The organism is Psychroserpens sp., from assembly GCF_045105015.1.
In the GTDB taxonomy this organism is placed as follows: Bacteria; Bacteroidota; Bacteroidia; order Flavobacteriales; family Flavobacteriaceae; genus Psychroserpens.
This window is the reverse complement of the sequence record NZ_JBGCCX010000124.1, coordinates 1-22,659: the sequence shown is the minus strand read 5'-3', so window position 1 is coordinate 22,659 and position 22,659 is coordinate 1. Positions and strand designations below refer to the sequence as shown.

At 32.0% G+C, this 22,659-nt stretch carries 19 protein-coding genes; 12 read left to right on the top strand and 7 right to left on the bottom strand.

The annotated features are described in order from the left end of the window. Nucleotides 1-2 precede the first annotated feature (2 nt). Nucleotides 3-467 (bottom strand): cysteine dioxygenase, encoded by a 465-nt coding sequence (locus AB8B90_RS09280; protein ID WP_405336064.1) that lies wholly within the window; start codon nucleotides 465-467, stop codon nucleotides 3-5. A 171-nt stretch (nucleotides 468-638) separates the two neighbouring features. Between AB8B90_RS09280 and AB8B90_RS09275 the strand changes: the two genes are divergently transcribed. Both AB8B90_RS09275 and apaG read left to right on the top strand, forming a co-directional pair. Continuing rightward, nucleotides 639-2,000 (top strand): pyridoxal phosphate-dependent decarboxylase family protein, encoded by a 1,362-nt coding sequence (locus AB8B90_RS09275; RefSeq protein ID WP_405336061.1) that lies wholly within the window; start codon nucleotides 639-641, stop codon nucleotides 1,998-2,000. A 110-nt stretch (nucleotides 2,001-2,110) separates the two neighbouring features. Further along, nucleotides 2,111-2,497 carry a Co2+/Mg2+ efflux protein ApaG gene (gene apaG / locus AB8B90_RS09270; RefSeq protein WP_405336059.1) on the top strand — a complete coding sequence of 129 codons (387 nt, stop codon included), beginning with the start codon at nucleotides 2,111-2,113 and terminating at the stop codon, nucleotides 2,495-2,497. On the opposite strand, the gene AB8B90_RS09265 is transcribed toward apaG, so the two are convergent. Then, nucleotides 2,494-3,495, bottom strand: coding sequence for a DUF6695 family protein (locus tag AB8B90_RS09265; protein ID WP_405336056.1), 1,002 nt, complete (start codon nucleotides 3,493-3,495; stop codon nucleotides 2,494-2,496). The genes apaG and AB8B90_RS09265 overlap by 4 nt on opposite strands. Before the next feature lie 140 nt (nucleotides 3,496-3,635). Between AB8B90_RS09265 and pruA the strand changes: the two genes are divergently transcribed. Together pruA and AB8B90_RS09255 are read left to right on the top strand one after the other, a co-directional pair. After that, on the top strand, nucleotides 3,636-5,261 hold the full coding sequence (gene pruA, locus AB8B90_RS09260) for an L-glutamate gamma-semialdehyde dehydrogenase (RefSeq protein ID WP_405336053.1): 1,626 nt from the start codon (nucleotides 3,636-3,638) through the stop codon (nucleotides 5,259-5,261). 93 nt (nucleotides 5,262-5,354) lie between these two features. Continuing rightward, entirely contained in the window at nucleotides 5,355-7,718 is a 2,364-nt protein-coding gene (locus tag AB8B90_RS09255) for a T9SS type A sorting domain-containing protein (RefSeq protein ID WP_405336050.1), read from the top strand. Between the two features lie 91 nt (nucleotides 7,719-7,809). Here the strand turns inward: AB8B90_RS09255 and AB8B90_RS09250 are convergent, their stop codons facing one another. Further along, nucleotides 7,810-8,865 carry an Omp28-related outer membrane protein gene (locus AB8B90_RS09250; protein WP_405336047.1) on the bottom strand — a complete coding sequence of 352 codons (1,056 nt, stop codon included), beginning with the start codon at nucleotides 8,863-8,865 and terminating at the stop codon, nucleotides 7,810-7,812. Nucleotides 8,866-8,957: 92 nt separating this feature from the next. Here AB8B90_RS09250 and AB8B90_RS09245 point away from each other — a divergent pair, with 92 nt between their 5' ends. The 4 genes from AB8B90_RS09245 to AB8B90_RS09230 all read left to right on the top strand — a co-directional run bounded on the left by AB8B90_RS09245 (nucleotide 8,958) and on the right by AB8B90_RS09230 (nucleotide 14,010). Then, nucleotides 8,958-9,446: a TlpA family protein disulfide reductase gene (locus AB8B90_RS09245; RefSeq protein ID WP_405336044.1), complete on the top strand. Its 489-nt coding sequence runs from the start codon at nucleotides 8,958-8,960 to the stop codon at nucleotides 9,444-9,446. Between the two features lie 37 nt (nucleotides 9,447-9,483). After that, nucleotides 9,484-11,133 (top strand): DUF6029 family protein, encoded by a 1,650-nt coding sequence (locus AB8B90_RS09240; RefSeq protein WP_405336041.1) that lies wholly within the window; start codon nucleotides 9,484-9,486, stop codon nucleotides 11,131-11,133. 119 nt (nucleotides 11,134-11,252) lie between these two features. Continuing rightward, nucleotides 11,253-13,151: a choice-of-anchor J domain-containing protein gene (locus AB8B90_RS09235; RefSeq protein ID WP_405336038.1), complete on the top strand. Its 1,899-nt coding sequence runs from the start codon at nucleotides 11,253-11,255 to the stop codon at nucleotides 13,149-13,151. A 127-nt stretch (nucleotides 13,152-13,278) separates the two neighbouring features. After that, nucleotides 13,279-14,010, top strand: coding sequence for a T9SS type A sorting domain-containing protein (locus AB8B90_RS09230; protein ID WP_405336035.1), 732 nt, complete (start codon nucleotides 13,279-13,281; stop codon nucleotides 14,008-14,010). 78 nt (nucleotides 14,011-14,088) lie between these two features. Here AB8B90_RS09230 and rsmG read toward each other — a convergent pair whose 3' ends face one another. Beyond that, nucleotides 14,089-14,718, bottom strand: a complete 630-nt coding sequence (gene rsmG / locus AB8B90_RS09225) for a 16S rRNA (guanine(527)-N(7))-methyltransferase RsmG (protein WP_405336032.1) — start codon at nucleotides 14,716-14,718, stop codon at nucleotides 14,089-14,091. Between the two features lie 142 nt (nucleotides 14,719-14,860). Between rsmG and AB8B90_RS09220 the strand changes: the two genes are divergently transcribed. Beyond that, complete coding sequence (locus AB8B90_RS09220; protein ID WP_405336029.1) at nucleotides 14,861-15,958, top strand: fatty acid desaturase family protein; 1,098 nt, start codon at nucleotides 14,861-14,863, stop codon at nucleotides 15,956-15,958. A 33-nt stretch (nucleotides 15,959-15,991) separates the two neighbouring features. Further along, nucleotides 15,992-17,176: a pyridoxal phosphate-dependent aminotransferase gene (locus AB8B90_RS09215; RefSeq protein ID WP_405336027.1), complete on the top strand. Its 1,185-nt coding sequence runs from the start codon at nucleotides 15,992-15,994 to the stop codon at nucleotides 17,174-17,176. A 490-nt stretch (nucleotides 17,177-17,666) separates the two neighbouring features. Here AB8B90_RS09215 and AB8B90_RS09210 read toward each other — a convergent pair whose 3' ends face one another. The 3 genes from AB8B90_RS09210 to trkA form a co-directional block, all read right to left on the bottom strand. After that, nucleotides 17,667-17,918 (bottom strand): hypothetical protein, encoded by a 252-nt coding sequence (locus tag AB8B90_RS09210; protein ID WP_405336024.1) that lies wholly within the window; start codon nucleotides 17,916-17,918, stop codon nucleotides 17,667-17,669. Nucleotides 17,919-18,079: 161 nt separating this feature from the next. Continuing rightward, a complete protein-coding gene (locus tag AB8B90_RS09205) occupies nucleotides 18,080-19,573 on the bottom strand; it encodes a TrkH family potassium uptake protein (protein ID WP_405336021.1) in 1,494 nt (497 codons plus the stop codon). Between the two features lie 28 nt (nucleotides 19,574-19,601). Continuing rightward, entirely contained in the window at nucleotides 19,602-20,954 is a 1,353-nt protein-coding gene (trkA, locus tag AB8B90_RS09200) for a Trk system potassium transporter TrkA (RefSeq protein WP_405336018.1), read from the bottom strand. 134 nt (nucleotides 20,955-21,088) lie between these two features. Between trkA and ubiE the strand changes: the two genes are divergently transcribed. Together ubiE and AB8B90_RS09190 are read left to right on the top strand one after the other, a co-directional pair. Further along, on the top strand, nucleotides 21,089-21,820 hold the full coding sequence (ubiE, locus tag AB8B90_RS09195; RefSeq protein ID WP_405336015.1) for a bifunctional demethylmenaquinone methyltransferase/2-methoxy-6-polyprenyl-1,4-benzoquinol methylase UbiE: 732 nt from the start codon (nucleotides 21,089-21,091) through the stop codon (nucleotides 21,818-21,820). A 9-nt stretch (nucleotides 21,821-21,829) separates the two neighbouring features. Then, nucleotides 21,830-22,543 carry a porin family protein gene (locus AB8B90_RS09190; protein ID WP_405336012.1) on the top strand — a complete coding sequence of 238 codons (714 nt, stop codon included), beginning with the start codon at nucleotides 21,830-21,832 and terminating at the stop codon, nucleotides 22,541-22,543. Nucleotides 22,544-22,659 lie beyond the last annotated feature (116 nt).

Below are 22,659 nucleotides of genomic sequence, written 5' to 3'. Positions count from 1 at the left end.
AATTAATTAGGGTTTGCATCTAATACAAACTCTTCAAATGTATCATAACTAAGTTTTCGTTGGATAAATTGCTCTGAATTTTCACAATAAAAACGACATTGTTCGATTGGTTTCGCATACAAATGTAAACTTACAGTCTTTCCTTCAGATGCATTTTTTAGTTTGTGAATGCCAACTTTATCATTAATGAAAGATAATTGGTGAGGTGAGATTAAATGTGAGTTTCTTTCTTTTAAACGATTTGATTGTTCTAAAGAATAAAACACTTCTTCCATTTCACCTTCTAATAAGTACACCCAACAATCTTCTCCGTCATGATCATGTATAGATGTCTCTTGACCTTCTTCCCAGCAAAGTAATAGCAATTCAAATTGGTGGTCTTTAAACATACAGTTTCTAGTGTATTTTTTTGAAGACCAACTTTCGAAAACTTTGAAGTCTATTGTATCAAAGTCAAAGTTATTCAAGATTGAATTGTAATGTGTCTTAGGTGATTCCGACAACAATTGTATTAGTTTATGAATGTTTTCTGACGATTTCAATATGCATTTAATAATTTAGAAAGCGATTATTATATATTTCTGAAAAAATAGGAATAAATTTACACAAAGCCAAAAATTTTAGAATCATAACCATATATGCACAACGACTTAAAATTGTTTAATGAACTTGCTGAGTTTTTATTGTTAGAAGAAGCAAATCACCCAGTTGCGAAACCAATCGAAACTAAAGTATTATTTGATACAATAGATCTTGAGTTAAACGATGAGCCCATAATAGATGAAGCTTTTAAAAACACTTTAAAAAACATTATAAAGAGTACTCCGAAAACAGCATCTAAAGCATTTTTTAATCAGTTGTTTGGTGGAAGAATTTCTAGAGCAACTTTAGGAGATTTATTAGCGGTATTACTCAACAATAGTATGTATACCTACAAAGTTGCAGGAGTTCAAGTTGGTATTGAAAAAGTGATTTTACAACACATTTGTAATCACATTGGTTATGGCGAAGATAGCGATGGTACAATAGCTCCAGGAGGTTCTATGTGTAATTATATGGCAATGCTAATGGCAAGAGATGCCTATGATGAAAAGATTAGAAATGATGGTGTGTCTAAAAAACTGATTGCCTATACTTCAGATGCATCACACTATTCAGTCACAAAAAATGCATCATTCATTGGTATTGGGAGACATCAAGTTAGAGCTATAAAAACAAATGCCCAAGGTGAATTATTAGTTGAAGATTTAGAAATTCAAATTCAAAAAGATTTAGAAATAGGAAACCATCCATTCTTTGTCAATGCAACAGCTGGAACAACAGTTTTAGGTGCTTTTGATGATGTCGAAAGTATTAGTAATGTATGTAAAACTTATAAACTTTGGTTGCATTTGGATGGTGCTTATTGTGGTTCTGTAATTTTTAGTAAACACTATAAATACTTAGTAAAGGGTGTTGAATTAACTGACTCTTTTAGTTTAAATGCGCATAAAATGTTAGGAACACCTTTGGGCTGTTCGATTATCGTGACTCAAAACAAAAAGCATTTATATCAATCTTTTTCAAACGATGCAGAATATTTATATCAAACGGATGATGATGCATTTAATTTAGGTAAAACGTCATTGCAATGCGGAAGACGAAATGATGCTTTAAAGTTATGGACATTATGGAAATCTGTTGGCACAAAAGGGCTTGAACAAATAGTAAATCATCAATTTTTTTTGGCTGATGTTGCAAGAGATTATATTAAGTCAAATTCAAATTACACTTTGTATAGTTTTGATAATTCTATATCTGTGTGTTTTAATTATAAAGGAATTTCAGCAAAAACCTTGTGTACTAAATTATATGAGCATTCAAAATTGATGGTTGGATATGGGACTTTCAGGGATGAAACATTTGTGAGATTAGTAACCATTAATACTCAAGTAAAAGAAAATGATATTATTTCATTTTTTAAAACTTTGGAAACATTTGTGGATTCTGATCTGTTTTAGTAAAAATGCAATAAACCAAGATATGGTGTTAAAATTTTGTATAAATCAGAAAAAACGCAGATATTCATTCAAAATTTAGCTATTTTTACAATCTTAATTTAAAATCTTTGATGGTACAGCAGGTTACTAGTGGTATAAAAATTTCTGTCGAAACAACTTTCGAAGGTACATTTTATAAAAATTATAAAGTGCACTTCGCGTTTGGATATAAAGTTACTATTGAAAATCAAAGTAAAGATTCTGTCCAGTTAAATTCTAGATATTGGAAAGTGTTAGATGCCTTGAATAATGTTGAGGTTATTGAAGGTGAGGGTGTCATCGGAAAAAAACCTGTTATTAAGCCAGGTGAATCTCATACTTACAACTCTGGTTGTTTACTCACATCTCCATTTGGAGCGATGCAAGGTCATTATAATATGGTAAACTTCACAAACACGAATAAATTCAAGGTAATTATTCCTTCATTTAAGTTGAGTGCACCTTTTGCTCTTAATTAATTTATATAATCTTTTAGGAATTTAAATCGATACATTTTATCGCTTTGTTCAATATGAAAAAATTGACAGTTTGAGTAATGCTTAAATTCGTAATTCATTGAAATGTCGAATGAATGACAATCGATTTCATAAATTCCATCACAATCTATATTGCCATAAGGAGAAATTCGTCTAAATCGATATTCAGTTTCGTGATTTAAATCATGAATTTCAAACCAAGCGCCAGCTGCAATACCACTAAGCCACTGTGCATGTTCAACTTTTATTTCATTCTGTTTAGGTTCAAGTGTGCCTACTAAACTTGGATTGTAGCCTTTAAGAGTATCAAGAAATAAACGTCTATTTTCTTTACTGACAGTTGAGTTGAATTCTGAAATAAATCCAGTTTCTGAAACTACATATATATCATTTTCGGTATCAGCAATAACTACATTCCCGATAGTACTTGGTGTAAACCATTTGGACTTTGTCAACTTTGTTTTAATATCAGAATCGGTAACACTAGCAATTAAACTGTCAGTAACAAAACGAGCACAATTACAAGCCTTATTTATAAATGCCGCATAACGAATAAAGCCGATTTTTTGTTGTTCTGTAATGTGTTCTCTTGCTTTTTTGTAATCAACAGCATTACAAACGGAAGCATATAAATGACCATCACCATGGGTTAATTTTGGATGTGTAGCTAAAAACTTTAGGATGTCATTTAGATTTAATATGCTGTCATTTTCAATTTGAGCAATAATTGGAAAATTAAGTTCAAAATCAGTTTCACGACCTCTAACTCTTCCGTTAGGTGAGGATGTAATATATCTTCCAAAATCATGATATTCTAAAACACCAGTAGATTTATTAATTAACACCAAAGCAGCATGACCCGCTCTTACATGTTTTTTACTTCCAACAAATAAAAATCTAAGAAATTTAGAATACCATTCTTCAGCATGAGAAACAATGGTTTCAGGATAAGCAAGTGTAAGAATTATTCCGTCGTTCATATAGAATTTAAAGGAGGCAACTTACAAAAAAATATGCAGTAATTTAACGTCTATTTAATAGTTGTTCCATTTATTAGTTATCAAAAAATTGTACCTTTGCCACTTCAAAAACAATAACCAATTTTTAAATCAAATTTAAGATGGGAAAAGGATTTTTCAACGTACCAATAGCTATAAATGAGCCTGTTAAATCATATGCTCCAGGTTCTCCAGAACGTGAAGCAGTTTTAGAGGCGTATAAGACCATGTGGAATTCAAAAATTGATGTACCACTTTACATTAATGGTGAAGATGTAAAGACAGGAAATACTAAAACAATGTCTGCACCTCATGATCATCAACATATTGTAGGTAGTTATCATTTAGCAGAAAAATCACATATTGATAATGCGATTTCAACAGCATTAGAAGCTAGAGAAGAATGGGCAAATTTACCTTGGGAACAACGTGCTGGTATTTTTCTCAAAGCTGCTGAATTGATTGCTGGTCCTTACAGAGCAAAAATTAATGCAGCAACCATGATTGCACAATCAAAAACAGTTCACCAAGCTGAAATTGATGCTGCTTGTGAATTTATTGATTTCCTTCGTTTTAATGTTCAGTTTATGACAGATATTTATCATGAACAACCAGAGAGTACAAGTGATGCGTGGAACAGGTTAGAGTATCGTCCGCTTGAAGGATTTGTATATGCTGTTACACCATTTAATTTTACTGCAATTGCTGGAAATCTTCCTGCATGTATGGCAATGATGGGTAATGTTGTGGTTTGGAAACCGAGTGATAGTCAGATATTTTCTGCAAAAGTTATCATGGATGTTTTTGAAGAAGCTGGAGTTCCTCCAGGTGTCATTAATGTTGTATTTGGTGATCCAGTAATGATAACAGATACGGTAATGGATAGTCCAGATTTTTCAGGACTTCATTTTACAGGTTCTACATTTATATTTAAAGAACTTTGGAAAAAAATTGGAAATAATATCCATAATTATAAAACCTATCCTAGAATAGTTGGAGAAACAGGAGGTAAAGACTTTATTGTTGCTCATAAGTCTGCAAATGCAAAGCAAGTTGCTACAGCAATTTCAAGAGGTGCTTTCGAATTTCAAGGACAGAAATGTAGTGCTGCATCTCGTGCATATGTTCCATCGAATCTTTGGGATGACGTTAAAGCTTATGTTATCGATGATGTAAAGTCTTTTAAAATAGGATCTCCTGCGGATTTAGAGAATTTCATAACTGCAGTTATTCATGAAGGTTCTTTTGATAAACTTGCAAAATATATTGATCAAGCTAAAGCTGATAGTGATGCTGAAATTATTGTTGGTGGAAACTATGACAAAAGTAAAGGATATTTTATTGAACCTACAGTAATTGTAACTAGTAATCCAAAATACACAACCATGTGTACTGAGTTATTCGGGCCAGTAATTACTATTTTTGTTTATGATGAAAACGATTATTCAAATACTTTAAAATTAGTTGATGAAACTAGTGAGTATGCATTAACTGGTGCTATTTTAGCTAAAGATAGATATGCTGTTCAGGAAGCAACAAAAGCGCTTCAGAATTGTGCAGGTAATTTCTATATCAATGATAAACCAACTGGAGCAGTAGTAGGTCAGCAACCTTTTGGAGGTGCAAGAGCATCAGGAACAAATGATAAAGCTGGAAGTGCACTTAACCTTTTACGTTGGGTATCACCACGTATGATTAAGGAAACTTTTGTAACTCCAACAGATTATCGTTATCCGTTTTTAGGTTAAATAGTTGTTTATAAAAGAATTATAAAACCCAAAACTGATTGTTTTGGGTTTTTTGATTTTTGTATATTTATGAAAAACCAATCCACCCTCAATATGAAAAAATATTACTTCGTATTTGTATTACTGTTTTCAGTGTCATTATTTGCTCAAAACAAGAAAGATCCACTTTTAAAATTCGATACTTCAGAAATGGAGACTTCGGTTTTAGTTCATAAATCTCCAATTATCGATATACATAGTTACAACGAAAAGACTATAAATACTTTTGCTTTTTATCAAGCATATAAGGCGATTGCTCATGGCGATTTAGATAAACAATTACCAAAATTACAAACTTTAAAAGATCAACGTAAACAAAGTTATTTCACTAATGTTATTCCGTTGGCAGTTTTATTTTCTGAATATGAAATGATAACTGATGCAGCATTGCAAAATAATTCTGTTTCCCTAGACAATCAAGGTTATTTAGTGAATGATGGTTCTTCAATTTTTGAAAAACAACAATTAGCCATAGCATCAGCGTTACGTGAAAAGCACAAAGGCTTGCAAACGGTTTATAATCTGTCTTCTTCAAACATTTTTAACAAATCAAATCACACAATCGAATCTATTCAAATAGATTTTAACGATGATTACGGTTATAGGAGCATAGGTTTGAATGAAAATATTACAGTCAATTATTCTGATAAAGGTAGGAAGTTGATCAATTATAAATTAACACTTGATTCTGGTGAAGTGATTTTAAGATCTTCAACAATAGACATTTCATATTCAAATGCAGATATGTATTCAAGATCTAGTAATATAATTACGACATTTAATTCTAGTATAACACCAGACTTATCAGTATATGGAGAAACAACATCTTATCCTGGAACTGGTGAATATGAATTGTTTTTAAGTGCCGACAATATATTAGATAAACCAATATTTTTAGTTGATGGATTTGATCCTGATGACGGACGTTCGATTTCTGGAATATACGACTTATTAAATTTTGATGATGGTAGTACAGTTTCTAATTTAGGTGATATTGTAAGAGCTGAAGGTTTTGATGTCGTAATTTTAAATTTTCCTACCTATACAAGACCACAAGATAATGCTATTGTTGATGGTGGTGCAGATTTTATTGAGCGTAATGCGATGTTATTAGTCGACTTAATCAATATGATTAATAATGATAAGGTAGGAAATGAACAAAATGTGATTATAGGACCAAGTATGGGAGGATTGATTTCCCGTTATGCGCTTAATTATATGGAAAATCAAAATCAGTCTCATGATACTAGGCTTTGGATTTCTTTTGATGCACCTCATCATGGTGCAAATGTACCTATCGGTTTTCAGCATCAGTTTAATTTTTTAGCATTTGGATTAGATGATTTTTGGGTCCTTGGTAATCAAAATGTTGAGGAGTTACAACCCATTATTGATGGAATGTTGAAATCTCCTGCAGCGAGGCAAATGCTAACAGATCAATTTGAACCTCATATTACTAATACTGATGGTGTGACATTTAATGGTGCTCTAGCTTTGCCACAATCGAATTATTTTAAACCAATATTTGATAATAGAATAAATAATCTTACCACAACAGGTTATCCTCAAACTACAAGAAATATTTCAATAATTAATGGAAGTGGAATTAATAATCGCTACCAGAATAATATTATTCCAGCTGCAGATTTATTGCCAGGTAGTCAGATTTTAGACGCAGATATCAACATAATGACTGGTGCCGATTTAAAAGTTGAAACCTACTTTACACCAAATGCAGGTACTGAAATTGAAATGAGCAAAGTGCATTTAGATTTTGCTTGGTGGTTTCCATTAGCTAATGATAGAATCAATAATGCTAGCTCTGCAGCACCAAGTTTCTCCAACGGAATAGATGCTGGTTCAGGTGGGCTTTTTGATATTCTTGGTTTAACTACAGACTTAGATACTAATGGTCTTGTAGGAGAATTTTTAGGTGCTTTAAGTACAGATTATTTCAATTTCATTCCAAGTGTTAGTGGTATGGCACTAGAAAGTGTGAATAATGAAATTAACTGGTTTGATAATCTTGCAGGAGTTACAACAAATACGACACCTTTTGTGAGTTGGTATATGCCAGGCGATAATGAACCTCACGTAACTTTAACTGATGCAAATGTTACTTTTGCATTAAATGAAATCATACAACAAACCTTATCAAATTCTGAATTTGAGAATGCTTATGAAATTAAGATTGAAAGAAACCCAATTGACAACGAGTTGGTTATTTTAAGTAGCTCTTTAATTGAAGACGTTAAAATATCATTAGTAGATATAACAGGAAAAATAGTTTATAATGAACACTTTAATTCACTAAACAATAGAACTCTTATTCCTATAAATTTAGTGTCTGGATTATATCTTCTTAATTTAGAAACAAAGAACGGTTTAGATTATAATAGTAAGCTTGTTGTGAACTAAAGACTAAGTATTGTTTATAATAAAGAAAAGCTTCTGAATCAAATGATTCAGAAGCTTTTCTTATTCTGTGTTTTGAATAATGAATTAATAATTATTCATAAGCTTTGTCTTGGTCTAATTGAGCAAATTGAGCATTTTTAGCTGAGTTATCTGCATCAACTACCATGGCTACAATTTTTAAATTATCCATCACGTAATCTGAAGGAATATCAATTGTAAAAGATGTAATATATTCAGTTAGTGCTTCAGTTACAGGAATTGTGTTTCCTAAAACACCTGTTAGAGAATTTCTTAACACATCGTTATGCTCAAAGTCAGGAATTGGATCTCCTAAATTGTAAAACTCACTAGTATCATCATAATTATAATAATTAACTTGGTCGTAAATGATTCCATTTTCAATGAGGTAAACAACCAATTTATCACCTTGAGCAGATCCTTCTTCGTAAACAACATTTACTTGTACTAACAACTCATTATTTGTTACTTGAGAATTTAAAGCGATTGCTAAATTAGTGTCTAAACCAGCAATACTTGTAACTTCACTTGTTGGATGAGGTGTGGCCCAATCTACAGATCTATTTATTCTAGCTGCAGGAAACCCTTCAACATCATAAGCATCTTTTAAAATTTGTACTTCATCAAAGTGCATAGGGTCTGGAAAACTACTCGCCGTTTCATGAATGGCAACAACGGCAATATCTTCAGTTTCATCTTCTAAATCATGTAGAGCTCCAGAAACTCTTGGGCAAAACCCACACCATGTTCCTGTATAATCTTCTACTACTATTTTTCTTTTTGGAATAATAACACTAAAAGATTCAGTATTAGTTGTAATTTCTACACCATCTTCGGTATACACTCCATAAACTTCAAATTCACCAATATCAGCTGAAGAAAATGATTGTCCATCAATTTCTTCTCCATCCACAAAAAACGTAGCTAAATCTGTTACATCTTCTCCTTGATCATTTATTATTTTAAATGGAATATCTTGATTTCTTAATGAAGCTTTTCTAACAAGCTTATCTACAGATATTTGTGCTGTAGGATTTGTAAGTGGCACATTGTCTTCTGTTTTACTACAAGCCACAATAAGTAATATTGTAAGCAAGTAAAAAAACTTTGGTATTCTTTTTGTAATCATAATAATGTGTTTTTTTTGCTAAAGTAATTATTTTTTATTAGTAAGTTGCTTTTAGAAAAAAATAAGTATTATTGTCACTTAAACAAAACAAAATGAAAAAAATTATTTTCTTCTTAACTCTAATTTCTTTGAGTTTTGCTTCTTATTCACAACATGAGCTTCCGAATGTAGATCTAACTTCCATAGAAGGTAAATCCGTAACATTAAAAAATGAAACCAATAAGGATGGGATTACAATCGTATCTTTATGGGCAACTTGGTGTGTACCATGTCTTAAAGAATTAGATGCTATAAATGAAGTTTATGTTGATTGGCAAGAGGAAACCAATGTAGAATTAATCGCTGTTTCTGTTGATGATAGTAGAACAGTCGGTCGTGTTAAATCTTTAGTGAACGGTAAAGATTGGGATTATAAAGTGCTATTAGACAAGAATAATGATTTGAAACGGGCTTTAAATGCGTCTAGTATTCCCTTAACGATACTAGTCAAAGACAATAAAATTGTTTATGAACACTCAGGTTATAGTCCTGGTGCAGAAACAGAATTATTTGAAAAAATAAAAGAGTTGTCTAATAACTAACTCTAATAAAATCAATACTCCTAACAACTAACTAATCATGAAAAAAGTATTTTTTCAAGCCATACTCTTATTTAATATTTGTTTTATAACTGCTCAAGAAAATGGTAATTTTTACGGTGGATTAGAATCAAATATGCAAAGACTTATCACAGATGATGGTATAAATTTTCTTGCACCTGAAGATCTGTTTAGAGCAAATAACTATGTCTTATTAAACTATAATTTAGGAAAATTCACGGCCGGATTGCAGTATGAATCTTATTTGCCATCAGCATTGTTGGGATATGCTCCTATATATGATGGTCAAAACGATATAGCGACATATTATGTGAATTATAAAGACAAAGCTTTAGACATAACAGGTGGTTTTTTTTATGAACAATTTGGAAGCGGACTCATTTTACGATCTTGGGAAGACCGTCAATTAGGAATCAATAATGCCATGAAGGGTGTTAATGTAAAGTTTCATGCAACTGAAGATTTGACTTTAAAAGCTGTTTTTGGTAGACAAAGAAATGCATTTGAAGAATCATTAGGAACAATTCAAGGGTTTGATGCAGACTTAAACTTGAGTAATGCCTTGAATATGGAAGGTATAGATATTCAATTTGGAGCAAGTTATGTGGCTAGATACCAAGATACAAATGGAGATGAAGCGCTTCCAGGTACAGTGGGTGCTTACGGTGGCCGTTTAGACTTTGTTTATAAAAATTTCTACGCTGGAGTAGAAGCTATAACCAAAGATCCAGACGTTATTGTTAATGAAGGACAATTGTCTTCCAATAAATTATATGACGGTACGGCACTTCTTGTAAATGCCGGTTTTGCAAAAAAGGGATTAGGTGTTAATGCAACATTTAGACGTTTGGAAAACTTTAGTTTTTTTGCTGATCGTCTTGCTGAAGGTAATGTGTTCAATCAACAAGTTATAAATTATGTTCCTGGATTAACCAAACAACAAGATTATTTACTAACTAATATATATGTATATAATCCTCAACCGAGACTTATTATAGAATCATTTGATCAACGTGCTGGTGAAGTAGGTGCGCAAGTAGATTTATACTATTCTTTCAAAAAAGGGTCAGCTTTAGGAGGGAAATATGGAACAAAATTAGCTGCAAATTATTCTTATTGGGGTGGACTAGATGCAGAATATAATATTGAAAACAAATGGTACAAAGCAAAATTCATTGGATCAGGAAAACAGTTGTTTAGAGATTTTAGTCTTGAAGTAAAAAAGCGTTTCTCTAAAAAATGGAGTTCAGTATTTACATATCAAAATGTACTTATAGACAAAGGGATATTTGAGGGTGGACCATTAGGTAATTCAAGAGTTATAGCCAATATAGGTGTGTTTGAAGCAACTCGAAAATTTGAAGGTGGTAAGGCACTTAGATTAGTAGCACAACATTTATGGACTGATGAAGACAGAAAAAACTGGGCTGCGGGTGTTATTGAGTATAACTTTTCTACTCGTTTAGGAGTTTATGTTGCAGATAATTGGAATTACGGAGGTCTTGATGAAATACATTATTACAGTCTTGGAGGAAGTTATAGTAAAGGTAATACACGATTTGCTTTAAATTATGGAAGACAACGTGGTGGTTTAATTTGTATAGGTGGCGTCTGTAGATTTGTTCCTGAGAATACAGGTTTAAGTGCCAATCTAACCGTTGCATTTTAAATATTAAATCAAACAAGTTTTTTTTAATTGTTTAAGCTACAATTAAGTAAGATTTTTTTTAAGTTTTTTTTAAGAAAGTGTTATATTTGATACTTTCCTAATAATTAAAATTTAAAACTATGATTAAAAAAATTACTTTTTTAGCTGCGTTATTGTCGTTTTCAACTATCACAATGGCACAAACAATTCTAAGTGAGGGCTTCGAAGGAGCAACTTTTCCTCCAGCTGGTTGGACTTCATTTATCGGTACTAATGGTGTAGGAACAGTTCAGGAATGGATTCAAGTTGAAGCACCAAATACTGGAACGTATTCAGCTGCCAATGTATATGAGAATGTTGCTAGTGGTATTGCAGAAGATTGGTTAGTGACTAGTCAAGTAGATTTGACAAGTGCTGTCAATGCAGAGTTGTTATTTTATTCGGCACAAAGTTTTGGTCCTGATTATGGCTCTACTTTTGAAGTGAAAGTGTCAACAAATTCTCAAACTAACCATGCTGATTTCACAACTGTTGCAACCTATAATGAGGCTAATATTGGTGGATCAGACATTGCATTTGTGCTTCAATCAGTAGATTTGTCAGCTTATGATGGTATGATGGTTTATATCGCTTTTGTTCACTTTAATGATGATGGTGATAACTGGATTATTGATGATGTCCAAGTAAGATCTCCGCTTAGTTTAGATGCTAAATTAGATAGTGTAAGTTTAGATAGATATGGTTTGATTTCTACAAATAACCAATTGTCTTTTGATGTAAACAATAATGGTTCTAGTACAATTACTTCTCTTGATGTTTCATGGAATGATGGTACTAATAACTACTCAGAAAATTTCACGGTTAATATACCTCCTGCACAAACACAAACAATTAACCACTCTACACCTGTAAATTATGGGACTATCCAAGAAAAAGATATTACTGTAACTATTGATAATGTTAATGGTGGAGCCGATGGTGATACTGCAAATAATATGCTAGACAAAAAGTTTAACACAATGTCACAAGCTGGTACTAAAGCGGTTCTTATTGAAGAATCGACTGGTTCTTGGTGTGGATGGTGTCCAAGAGGTACTGTAGGTTTAGATTATATGGCTAGTACATATCCTAATTCTGTAATTGCTATTGCTGTTCACAATGGAGATCCGATGACTGTTGCAGCTTATGATTCTGCTCTAGTTGGAGTAATTGGATCAGGATGGCCTAACTCAGGTCTAGATAGAAAACTTGTTGGTGTAGATCCAGGACAAGGATCATTACAAGCTGCTTATAATGAACAAATAACTGAAATAGTTCCTGTAGATTTAAGTACTACTGCGGATCTTGTTGGTAATACTTTAACAATAAGTGCATATGCTACTTTTTATACAAAATTTTCATCTGCTGATTTTAGATTAGGAGTTATTATGACCGAAGATGGTGTTACAGGTACTTCAGCTGGTTACGCTCACACGAACTACTACGCAGGTGGAGCTAATGGTCCAATGGGAGGATATGAAAATTTACCAGATCCTGTTCCTGCAGCTCAAATGGTTTATAACCATGTAGGTAGAGCACTTCTTGGTGGATTTAGTGGACAAGCTAATTCTATTCCTGCTGTTATCAACAATGGCGATACAGCTAGCTATGATTTTACATATACAATTCCTACTACAAGTGATCAAGCAAATATGCACATCGTTGTTGTATTGATAGATCAGGCTGATGGCACAATCGTTAGTGGTCAACAAAGTTCAGTTGCAGAAGCACTTAGTATCAGAGATTTTTCTATTGCTGGAATGAAAATATATCCTAATCCTGCTAAAGACGTATTGAATATTTCTTTAGAATCTGGAGAAGGAGATTACAGTATCGATGTAATCGATATGTTAGGTAGAACAGTACTTAGTAAAACAGTTAATGATGTATTTGGAAGTCAAAATATTGAAATCCCAGTTGCGACTTTAACTGAAGGTAACTATATCTTAAATGTGTCTAATGAGAAAGGTACTTTCAACACAAAGTTTATCAAAAACTAATAAAGCATCTATATAGGCAAACAAAGGGGAGTATTTTACTAGTACTTCCCTTTATTCTTAAATTTGTATATTTGGTAATCAATTGAATCATTTTTAGTCTATTACACAAATCAAAAAAAACATAATTATGAAAAGAAAACTACTTATTTTATCACTTACATTGGCATCTTTTGTGTCTTTTGCACAGTTTGAAGTTAGAGAGTCTAGTACGGACAATCTAATTACAGATGGACAAACTTTAAATTTTACTGAATCCGGTTGTAATTATAGCGAACCTTGTAATTGGAAATTTAAAGTGACTAATACATCTTCAACAGATATATTCATGAGAATTTTTGTAGATAACTTAACAAATACTGATGGATCCGATTTTCAATTATGCTTTGCAGGAGTATGTTTAAATAGTGTAACGTTGGGAAGCGGTTACCCTAATAATGCAGCTGTAATTGGTCCTGGTGTTACTAATTTTGCAGGGAATAATTTTTGGAATCAGAACCCAGCAGGAACAACTACTGCAATGTCTTGGACTTTCAGGTTTCAAGCGTTTGATGCTTTTGGTAATCAAATAGGAACACCTTTGTCTATGACTTACAACTATGATCAAAACTTAAGTGTTGATGAATCTCAGTTAGATAAAATTGAAATTTTCCCTACAGTGGCTAGCAATGAATTAACAATATCTTCAAGAGAATCATTAACTGCTACTTTTTATAATTTATTAGGAAAAAAAGTAAAGCAAGTTGCTATTGAGGTTGGAGAAGTAAAGGTTGATGTTTCAGATTTAGCCTCTCAAACTTATATCATTCAATTTGTTAATGCTGAAGGTAATTTAATTACAAAAAGAATTGTAAAAGAGTAGATACTACTTAAAACACCCATAAAATTATAAATCCGTTTGATTATTATCAAACGGATTTTTTTTATAAATCTTTATATTTTATCCTCTATATTTTAACGGTAAATGAACTACTTTTTTTGTGTCGAAGAAGTCTTCATTGTAATAGTCTTTCAAATTGTAGATTGTAGCAGTTTTGTAAGTTGAAAGTTCTTCAGTTAAATCTCCTCCTTTTAAATACAGGATTCCATTTTTTAATTCGTGTTTTTGCTGTTTTGCAATTTTTCCTTTTACCCAATGTACAAATGTTGGCATAATGGCAACAGCTCTACTTATTATAAAATCAAACTGATCAGGGATATTTTCAACGCGCTCATGAGAGGCTTTTACATTAACTAAGCCCAAACCATCTACAACCTCATTAACTACTTTTATTTTTTTTGCAATACTGTCAACCAAATGAAATTGAGTTTCTGGAAATAATATAGCTAAAGGAATTCCAGGGAATCCTCCTCCAGTTCCAACGTCTAATACTTTTGCATTTGGTTTAAACGACATCACTTTAGCGATTCCTAATGAATGTAAAACATGTCGTAAATATAATTCGTCAATATCTTTTCGGGAAACCACATTGATTTTTAGATTCCAATCCTTATAAAGACTCTCAAGTTTTTGAAACTGTTGTAGTTGCTCTTCATTTAGATCAGGAAAGTAAGTAGTTATTAATTTCATGTTTTGACTTTTCAACAAAAGTATACAATTTTATGTGTATATTTTAACGAATATAAATAGAACGTAGCATCGTTTATTTTATATATTTGCCACTTAATACTATGCTTCATAGTTTTTCGTTAGTACATAAAATGACTTAAATATGACAAAGCAAACTTTAACTTTCTCAAGAACAGACTCTGCTAAATTTTTCAGAACTTTAAATAAGCGTGTAAATAATTATTTTAAAGAGAATAATATTAAAAAAACAGGCAATTGGAAACTGTATACAAAGGCTATAGTAATGTTTACTTTACTACTTGGTCCTTTAATATTATTATTGACAGTTGTTGATTTACCAACTTGGATACAAATTCTATGTATGATGGTTATTGGTGTTGGAATGGCAGGTGTTGGTATGAATGTCATGCACGATGCAAATCATGGGTCTTTCTCTAGTAAAAAATGGGTTAATAAACTTATGGGAAGTAGCATACACATTTTAGCTGGTAACGATTATAACTGGAAAGTACAGCACAATGTTTTACACCATACTTACACAAACATTCAAGGACATGATGAAGATATTGATGCTGGAAGAATCATTAGATTCTCAAAACATTCTAAATGGTTGAAAATTCATAAATACCAAAAATATTATGCTTTTTTGTTATATGGCTTGTTAACCGTTAATTGGGCTATTACAACTGATTTTAAACAAACTTATACCTATCTTAAAAGAAAATTATCATATGGTGATTTTCCTAATCCAGCAACACAATGGACAAAGTTAATAATTGGTAAAATTGTTTATTATTCTATTTGGGTTGTTTTACCAATAGTATTAGGTTATGCTTGGTGGCAAGTTTTAATTGGGTTTTTTATTATGCACTATACTGCTGGAATTATCCTAAGTGTAATTTTTCAATTAGCGCATGTTATGCCTAATACTGAAATGCCTTTACCAGATGAAAATGGAAACATGAAAAATACCTGGGCAATTCATCAGTTATTTACAACGTCTAACTTTTCACCTAAAAGTTGGATTGTAGAGTTTTATACTGGAGGTTTGAATAGACAAGTTGAACATCATTTATTTTCTAATATAAGCCATGTTCATTATAAAAACATAGCAAAAATAGTGAGAGAAACTGCTCATGAGTTTAGTCTACCTTACAATGAGTACAATTCTATTTGGACTGCTATTCATGAACACTATCAGCAATTAAAAGAATTGGGTAGAAAGCCTAGTATGGCTTAAAAAGGTTTCCATATTTTTTAAAATACCAATATAATGAATCTACTATCAGATCGCGTTTTAAACATGTCCACATCTGCTACTTTAGCTATGGCTGCTAAAGCGAGAGAACTAAAAGCAGAAGGAAAAGATATTATTGGATTAAGCTTAGGCGAACCTGATTTTAATACACCAGACTTTATAAAAGAAGCTGCTAAACAAGCGATTGATGATAACTATAACTCCTACACTCCTGTTGATGGATATGTAGAGTTAAAAGAGGCGATAATTACTAAATTTAAAAGAGATAATAATCTTGATTATACATTGCCTCAAATAGTTGTTTCTACTGGCGCGAAACAGGCTTTAGCTAATGTAGCTGCTGTGATTTTGAATGTTGGTGATGAGGTTATTTTGCCTTGTCCTTATTGGGTGAGTTATAGTGATATTGTAAAAGTTAATGGTGGAATTCCGGTTGAGGTAAAAACATCAATTGAAAATGATTTTAAATTAACACCTCAACAACTGGAAGCTGCAATTACTCCAAGAACAAAAATGATATGGTATAGTTCACCATGTAATCCTAGTGGATCGGTGTACAGTAAAGAAGAACTTAGAAGTTTAGCTGACGTACTGCAAAAGTATCCTAATATTGTAGTTGTTTCTGATGAAATATATGAACATATCAACTTCGTTGGCGACCATGCAAGCATGGCACAATTTGATGATATGTACAATAGAACAGTAACCGTTAACGGAGTGTCGAAGGCATTTGCCATGACAGGTTGGAGAATTGGCTATATTGGTGCGCCAACTGAAATTGCACGTGCTTGTAATAAGATGCAAGGTCAAGTGACAAGTGGTGCTAATTGTATTGCTCAACGTGCTGTTATTACTGCATTAACCGAACCGCCTTCTCGTGTTCAGTTCATGATCGATGAATTTAAGCTTAGACGTGAACTAATATTAAAGTTACTCAATAATGTTGAAGGATTCAAGACTAACGAGCCAGAAGGAGCATTTTATGTGTTTCCTGATGTATCCTTTTACTTTGGGAAAACAATTAAAGGAAAATCGATAAATAATGCTACAGAACTCTCACTGTTTTTATTAGAGCATGCTAATGTAGCAACAGTTACAGGTGAAGCTTTTGGAAATCCTAATTGTATAAGGATATCTTATGCTGCTTCACAAGAGCAAATTATTGAAGCTATTAGAAGAATTAAAGATGTTTTATCTTAGTTAAAATACAACGAAACATAAATTAAAAAGCCAGTTTAGAGAAACTGGCTTTTTTTTATAATAAGTAAATCCAATAGGTGATTAAAAAGAGGATTACAGTTAATATCATTAGTTTTTTAATCAGTAACCTACGGTTTTGTTTTTTAATTTTTATTCTAACACGTCTCAACACATGAGGACGTACTTGAGGAAAAACATATGGCTTGTATCTTGATTTTTTACTAGAGCCTCCATTCATTTTAGAGAATGGTTTGTGTTTTCTGTTATTCAATAAATTTCTATTATTTTTTATTGAAATATTCATTGATGACATTGAGCCCATAACATCTTTTTTTATTCTGAAATGCTTCAGAGTTAACCCTTAAAACTATAGCATATAATGCATGTCGACGAAAAATAATTCATCAAGAAAACATTAATTTTGAATGTAAAAGATAGTTTTGAGAGAGTGCTCAATCGTACCAGTTAAAAAGTCTAATTGTAAGCAGTATTAGAGTATAACTGCAAGCGTGATTACAAAAACAGACACTTTTAAAAGGGTTTCAATACTTGAAGTAAATTGATATTGTCTACTTTTTATACGTCGCTTAATACCAAAGATTGAAGTTGTTTTGAAGCTGTTTAAATTGCATTTAGCAACATTTTTGTAGCTTGAATTTAAGATACCTTTAGGTGCTTCAAATTCTTTGTTTAAGTTACTTATGGGTAACGGTTCTAAATCTTGTGTGATTACTAATTCCATGATGATTGATTTTTTATGGTTATACAGATATGACGTACAATTACTAAAAATGTTACAAGAATAAAATTTGTAAACCTTTAAAAATCAAGGGTTATATTCCCAGATAACCTATTAATACTAATGAATTTTGAAATTGTTAAAATGAAAAAATATTTTTTATTTTATCGATTCCTCCAGAAAAATGGTGTCAATAATATTAAAACAGTGAAGAGTTCTAAACGACCAATAAGCATTAAAAATGCAGACCACCATTTTCCTATTGATGGAAGTTCAGAGTAATTATTTACTGGGCCAAAATTACCCAGTGCTGGACCAACATTTCCTAAACTCGAAGCTGAAAGTCCGATAGCAGATTCAAAATCTATTTGTAACATAGAAAAGACTAACGCTCCTATTATAAACGAAATCATATACAGTATAAAGAATCCTAAAATATTAAATACTATATCTCCAGAAACACTTCTTTTGTTATAGCGAACAGGTAAAATCGCATTTGGGTGAAGAGCACGCTTAAATTCTAAGAATCCATTTTTAATCATTATCATATGTCGTACAACTTTTACACCACCAGACGTACTTCCCGCTGATCCACCTAAAAACATCAAGCCAAAGAAAAACACCACAAGAAAAGGAGTCCATAACGTATAATCAGCTGTGACAAATCCCGTTGTAGTTACAATAGCAAGGACTTGAAACAAGGCATGACGAATTGAGGCTTCGGCTTTACCAAAAATCATTGGATGCTCAATTGAAGAAATTGCAAAATCAGCTCTAAAATAGATGATTAAAGCAGCAATAATGGTAAATAAAGCAATGAATTTAAAATACAACTTGAACTCTTCATCTCTAATTGCCTTTTGTATCCTTCCTTTGAAGGCGAAGTAACTCAATATGAAATTCGTACCTGCCAAAAACATAAAAATAATGATGATATACTGAATAACTGGTTGTCCGTTCCAAAATGCTACACTTGCATTTTTAGTAGAAAATCCACCAGTTGAAAGTGTGCAAAGTGAATGATTTATAGCGTCAAAAAAAGACATGCCTGCAACTTGTAGTAATAAGGTTTCAGCAGCTGTATAACCAAAATAAATTAGCCATAAACGTTTGGCAGTATCTGTTATTCTGGGATGTAATTTATCTGCATTAGGACCAGGAGCTTCAGCTGCAAAAAGCTGCATGCCACCAATTCCTAATAAAGGTAAAATAGCGATAGCAAGCACGATAATTCCCATACCACCAATCCAATGTGTTAAACTTCTCCAGAATAAAATTCCTTCAGGCATTACTTCAATATCATTTAGAATTGAGGCACCAGTTGTTGTGTAGCCAGACATGGTCTCAAAAAATGCATTTGTAAAACTTGGAATAGATTCGGTCAAAAGATAAGGAAGTGTTCCTGTTAGTGCCATAACAATCCAACCAAATGCAACCACTAAATAGCCTTCACGCTTATTGAGTTCTTTTCTGTGATTTTTAGTTGTCACCATTAAAATGCCTCCAATAATAACAACAAATAAACCAGATAATAGAATTTCTGTAGTAACACCATCTTTATAAATAAAACTCATTAGAGCGGCAAGTAGCATAAACCCACCATTGAATAACAATAACAATCCGAAAAAATGGAATATGATTTTGAAATTGAGTTTCATTAGTCTGTGTCTATGATTAATTTTTACTCTAGAAGAAAAAAGATTCAACCTTGGTTATTGATCTTGGTAAACAGCAAACCACAACTTTGTCTCCTTCTTGTATTTGAAAATTACCCAGTGGAATGATACCTGTTTCATTTCTTATTATTCCACCAATGATTGCAGATCTAGGGAAATCTAAATCTTTAATTGATTTTTTAGTGATTTTTGAATTAGGGGAATTAACTTCAAACTCTAAGAGTTCTGCATTCATATTAGTCAATTTTGTCATTGCTAATACATCACCTTTTCTAATGTACCTAAATATGTTATTTGCTGCTAGAAGTTTTTTATTGATTAAAGTGTCAATGCCAATAGATTGTGATAATTGGTAATAATCCATGTTTTCTACTAAAGCAATTGTTTTTCTCACACCTTTAGATTTCGCAACAAGACAAGACATGATATTGGTTTCAGAATTTCCGGTAACTGAAATAAAAGCATCCATATCGCTTATACTTTCTTCTTCTAAAAGTTCGACATTTCTACCGTCACCATTAATCACTAATGCATTTGGTAAGTCGTCTGCAAGTTCAAAAGCTGAAGCTTTATCTTTCTCTATAATTTTGACATTGAATTTACTTTCACACAGGTCTTTTGTGGTTTTGAATCCTATTTTACTTCCACCTAATATCATTACATTTTTTACTTCAGCTTTAACACGACCTGAAAGTTCAAAAAGTTCATCGTCACCACCTTTAGAAGTCATAAATACAACTTTGTCTCCTTCTTTAAACTGTGTATCACCTCTTGGTATAATCGTATATTGTGTTCCGAAGCGTTGAATTGCAATAGGAATAAAATGCAATTCAGGAAATACTTGCGCTGCTTCTTTAACCGTTTTCCCAACAAAAGATGCTGTTCTGGAAAGACGTAAACTAAGCATTGTTAATGCACCTTCTTCAAATTCGTAAGTGTCATTAAAACCATATTGGTTGAGCAGTAACTCAATCTCTGAAGCTGCTAGCGCTTCAGGCGAGATGAGTTCGTCAATACCAAATTTAGTAAATCCAACATCATCTTTATTATCTATAAATTCTGAATTAGAAATTCTGGCAATAGTGCGTTTAGCGCCTAATTGCTTAGCTAATACACAAGCTGTAATGTTTGTAGTTTCAGAAGATGTTACGGCAATAAAAAGCTCTGAAGTATTTATTCGAGCTTCCTTTAAAATGGCAATAGAAGTAACATCACCTTTAATAACTCTAATGTCTAAATGGTCATTAGCATAGGTTAAATTCTCTTTGTTTATGTCAATAAGAGTAATTTCCTGAGATTCGTAAGACAATAGTTTTGCCAAATGAAATCCGACTTCTCCTGCTCCAGCAATTATTATTTTCATTAAGTAAATTGTATTGAAAAAACATACAAATATAGTATATATTATCTCAATTGGTTTAAATAGACTCTGATTATAATTCGTAAGAGAAATTCTTAAATACTATTAGATAGTTATCTATATTTGCAAAAAAATTGTTGGTGTCAAAAGTAAAACCATATAAAGATAGCGAGCTAAATAAGAAACAGCAGGTAACTCAAATGTTTGATAACATATCAAAAGAATACGATGGTTTAAATCGTGTCATTTCTTTTGGAATAGATATCAAATGGCGAAACAAGGTCGTAGATATTGTGGCTAAAGCAAATCCTGAGACTATATTAGATATCGCCACAGGAACAGGTGATTTAGCAATTAGCTTAGTAAAGACTAAAGCCAAAAAAATTGTTGGTTTAGATATTAGTGATGGTATGCTAGAAGTTGGACGAAAGAAAATTAGCACCAAAAGCCTAAATGACAAAATCAGTATGGTCATTGGTGATTCTGAAAACTTACCTTTTGAAGATAATTCGTTCGATGCTATTACAGTTGCTTTTGGAGTAAGAAATTTTGAAACCTTAGAGAAAGGTCTCGCTGAGATTCATCGTGTTTTAAAACCAAATGGGACTTTTGTTATCCTTGAAACTTCAATGCCCACTAAAACACCATTTAAACAAGGGTATAACTTTTATACTAAATATATTTTGCCTACTATTGGAAAAGTGTTTTCAAAAGATCAATCTGCATATTCATATTTATGTGAATCAGCATCAGTTTTTCCTTTTGGTGAAGCATTAAACAATATTTTACGTAAAATTGGGTTTATTAACGTTGTAGATCAGCCACAAACCTTTGGTGTTGCAACTATTTACAGTGCATCCAAAGCATAATGTAAATTTATGAAAAGAGTATTTATAATCTTAGCCTTATTGATTGTTTCGCACACTGCGACTGCACAATTATTTAGTAAGGAGAAAATTAAAAATAACGAGAACTTTGATAAGGCGCTTTTGTCATGGGGATTTTTTCTTGGTCTCAATAGTTATGATTATCAATTTAATTATGAACAAGATCTCAAAGATATTCTCGTAGAAACAAATGTAGGTTTTAGTGTTGGCTTGATTTCAAATTTACGCATCAATAAATATTTGGATCTAAGATTTGAACCTGGACTCTTTATTTCTCAAAGAAATATTATGTATGATCCAAGCTATTTCAATGGAGTAGAATTTAACGATTCAGATTTATTGCGCGAAGTTAAATCTACATATGTACATTTTCCTTTGCTTTTGAAGATATCTACAAAACGACTCAATAACTTTAAGCCTTTTATTATTGGAGGTATTTCTACATCAATCAACTTGTCTAGTAATGAAGAAAATCCTGATGACAACAGTGCTGGTCAATTTAGAACATCACGTAACGTCATGTTTTACGAATTAGGTTTTGGTATTGATTTTTACAATCAGTGGTTTAAGTTCTCGCCTTCAATTAGAGGTGTTTTTGCAATGACTGATGAAATTGTTAAAGATGTCGATCCTAATAGTCCTTGGACTGGCAATATTGCCACTATGAAAACACGAGGCATCTTCTTAAATTTTACATTTCAGTAAAATAGTTTACCCAAAAAGATTGTTTATAATATACTCTAGGTGTTATTATTCTTTTATTTAGAATCAATAAAAATAATAAACTTCGTTAATATGCTGTTATTTTACTCAATTAATTC

Excerpts from the sequence above, each read along its gene's own strand:
- AB8B90_RS09275 (WP_405336061.1), top strand. The coding sequence starts at position 639 with ATGCACAACGACTTAAAATTGTTTAATGAACTTGCTGAGTTTTTATTG.
- apaG (WP_405336059.1), top strand. The coding sequence starts at position 2,111 with ATGGTACAGCAGGTTACTAGTGGTATAAAAATTTCTGTCGAAACAACT.
- AB8B90_RS09265 (WP_405336056.1), bottom strand. The coding sequence starts at position 3,495 with ATGAACGACGGAATAATTCTTACACTTGCTTATCCTGAAACCATTGTT.
- pruA (WP_405336053.1), top strand. The coding sequence starts at position 3,636 with ATGGGAAAAGGATTTTTCAACGTACCAATAGCTATAAATGAGCCTGTT.
- AB8B90_RS09255 (WP_405336050.1), top strand. The coding sequence starts at position 5,355 with ATGAAAAAATATTACTTCGTATTTGTATTACTGTTTTCAGTGTCATTA.
- AB8B90_RS09250 (WP_405336047.1), bottom strand. The coding sequence starts at position 8,865 with ATGATTACAAAAAGAATACCAAAGTTTTTTTACTTGCTTACAATATTA.
- AB8B90_RS09245 (WP_405336044.1), top strand. The coding sequence starts at position 8,958 with ATGAAAAAAATTATTTTCTTCTTAACTCTAATTTCTTTGAGTTTTGCT.
- AB8B90_RS09240 (WP_405336041.1), top strand. The coding sequence starts at position 9,484 with ATGAAAAAAGTATTTTTTCAAGCCATACTCTTATTTAATATTTGTTTT.
- AB8B90_RS09235 (WP_405336038.1), top strand. The coding sequence starts at position 11,253 with ATGATTAAAAAAATTACTTTTTTAGCTGCGTTATTGTCGTTTTCAACT.
- AB8B90_RS09230 (WP_405336035.1), top strand. The coding sequence starts at position 13,279 with ATGAAAAGAAAACTACTTATTTTATCACTTACATTGGCATCTTTTGTG.
- rsmG (WP_405336032.1), bottom strand. The coding sequence starts at position 14,718 with ATGAAATTAATAACTACTTACTTTCCTGATCTAAATGAAGAGCAACTA.
- AB8B90_RS09220 (WP_405336029.1), top strand. The coding sequence starts at position 14,861 with ATGACAAAGCAAACTTTAACTTTCTCAAGAACAGACTCTGCTAAATTT.
- AB8B90_RS09215 (WP_405336027.1), top strand. The coding sequence starts at position 15,992 with ATGAATCTACTATCAGATCGCGTTTTAAACATGTCCACATCTGCTACT.
- AB8B90_RS09210 (WP_405336024.1), bottom strand. The coding sequence starts at position 17,918 with ATGGAATTAGTAATCACACAAGATTTAGAACCGTTACCCATAAGTAAC.
- AB8B90_RS09205 (WP_405336021.1), bottom strand. The coding sequence starts at position 19,573 with ATGAAACTCAATTTCAAAATCATATTCCATTTTTTCGGATTGTTATTG.
- trkA (WP_405336018.1), bottom strand. The coding sequence starts at position 20,954 with ATGAAAATAATAATTGCTGGAGCAGGAGAAGTCGGATTTCATTTGGCA.
- AB8B90_RS09190 (WP_405336012.1), top strand. The coding sequence starts at position 21,830 with ATGAAAAGAGTATTTATAATCTTAGCCTTATTGATTGTTTCGCACACT.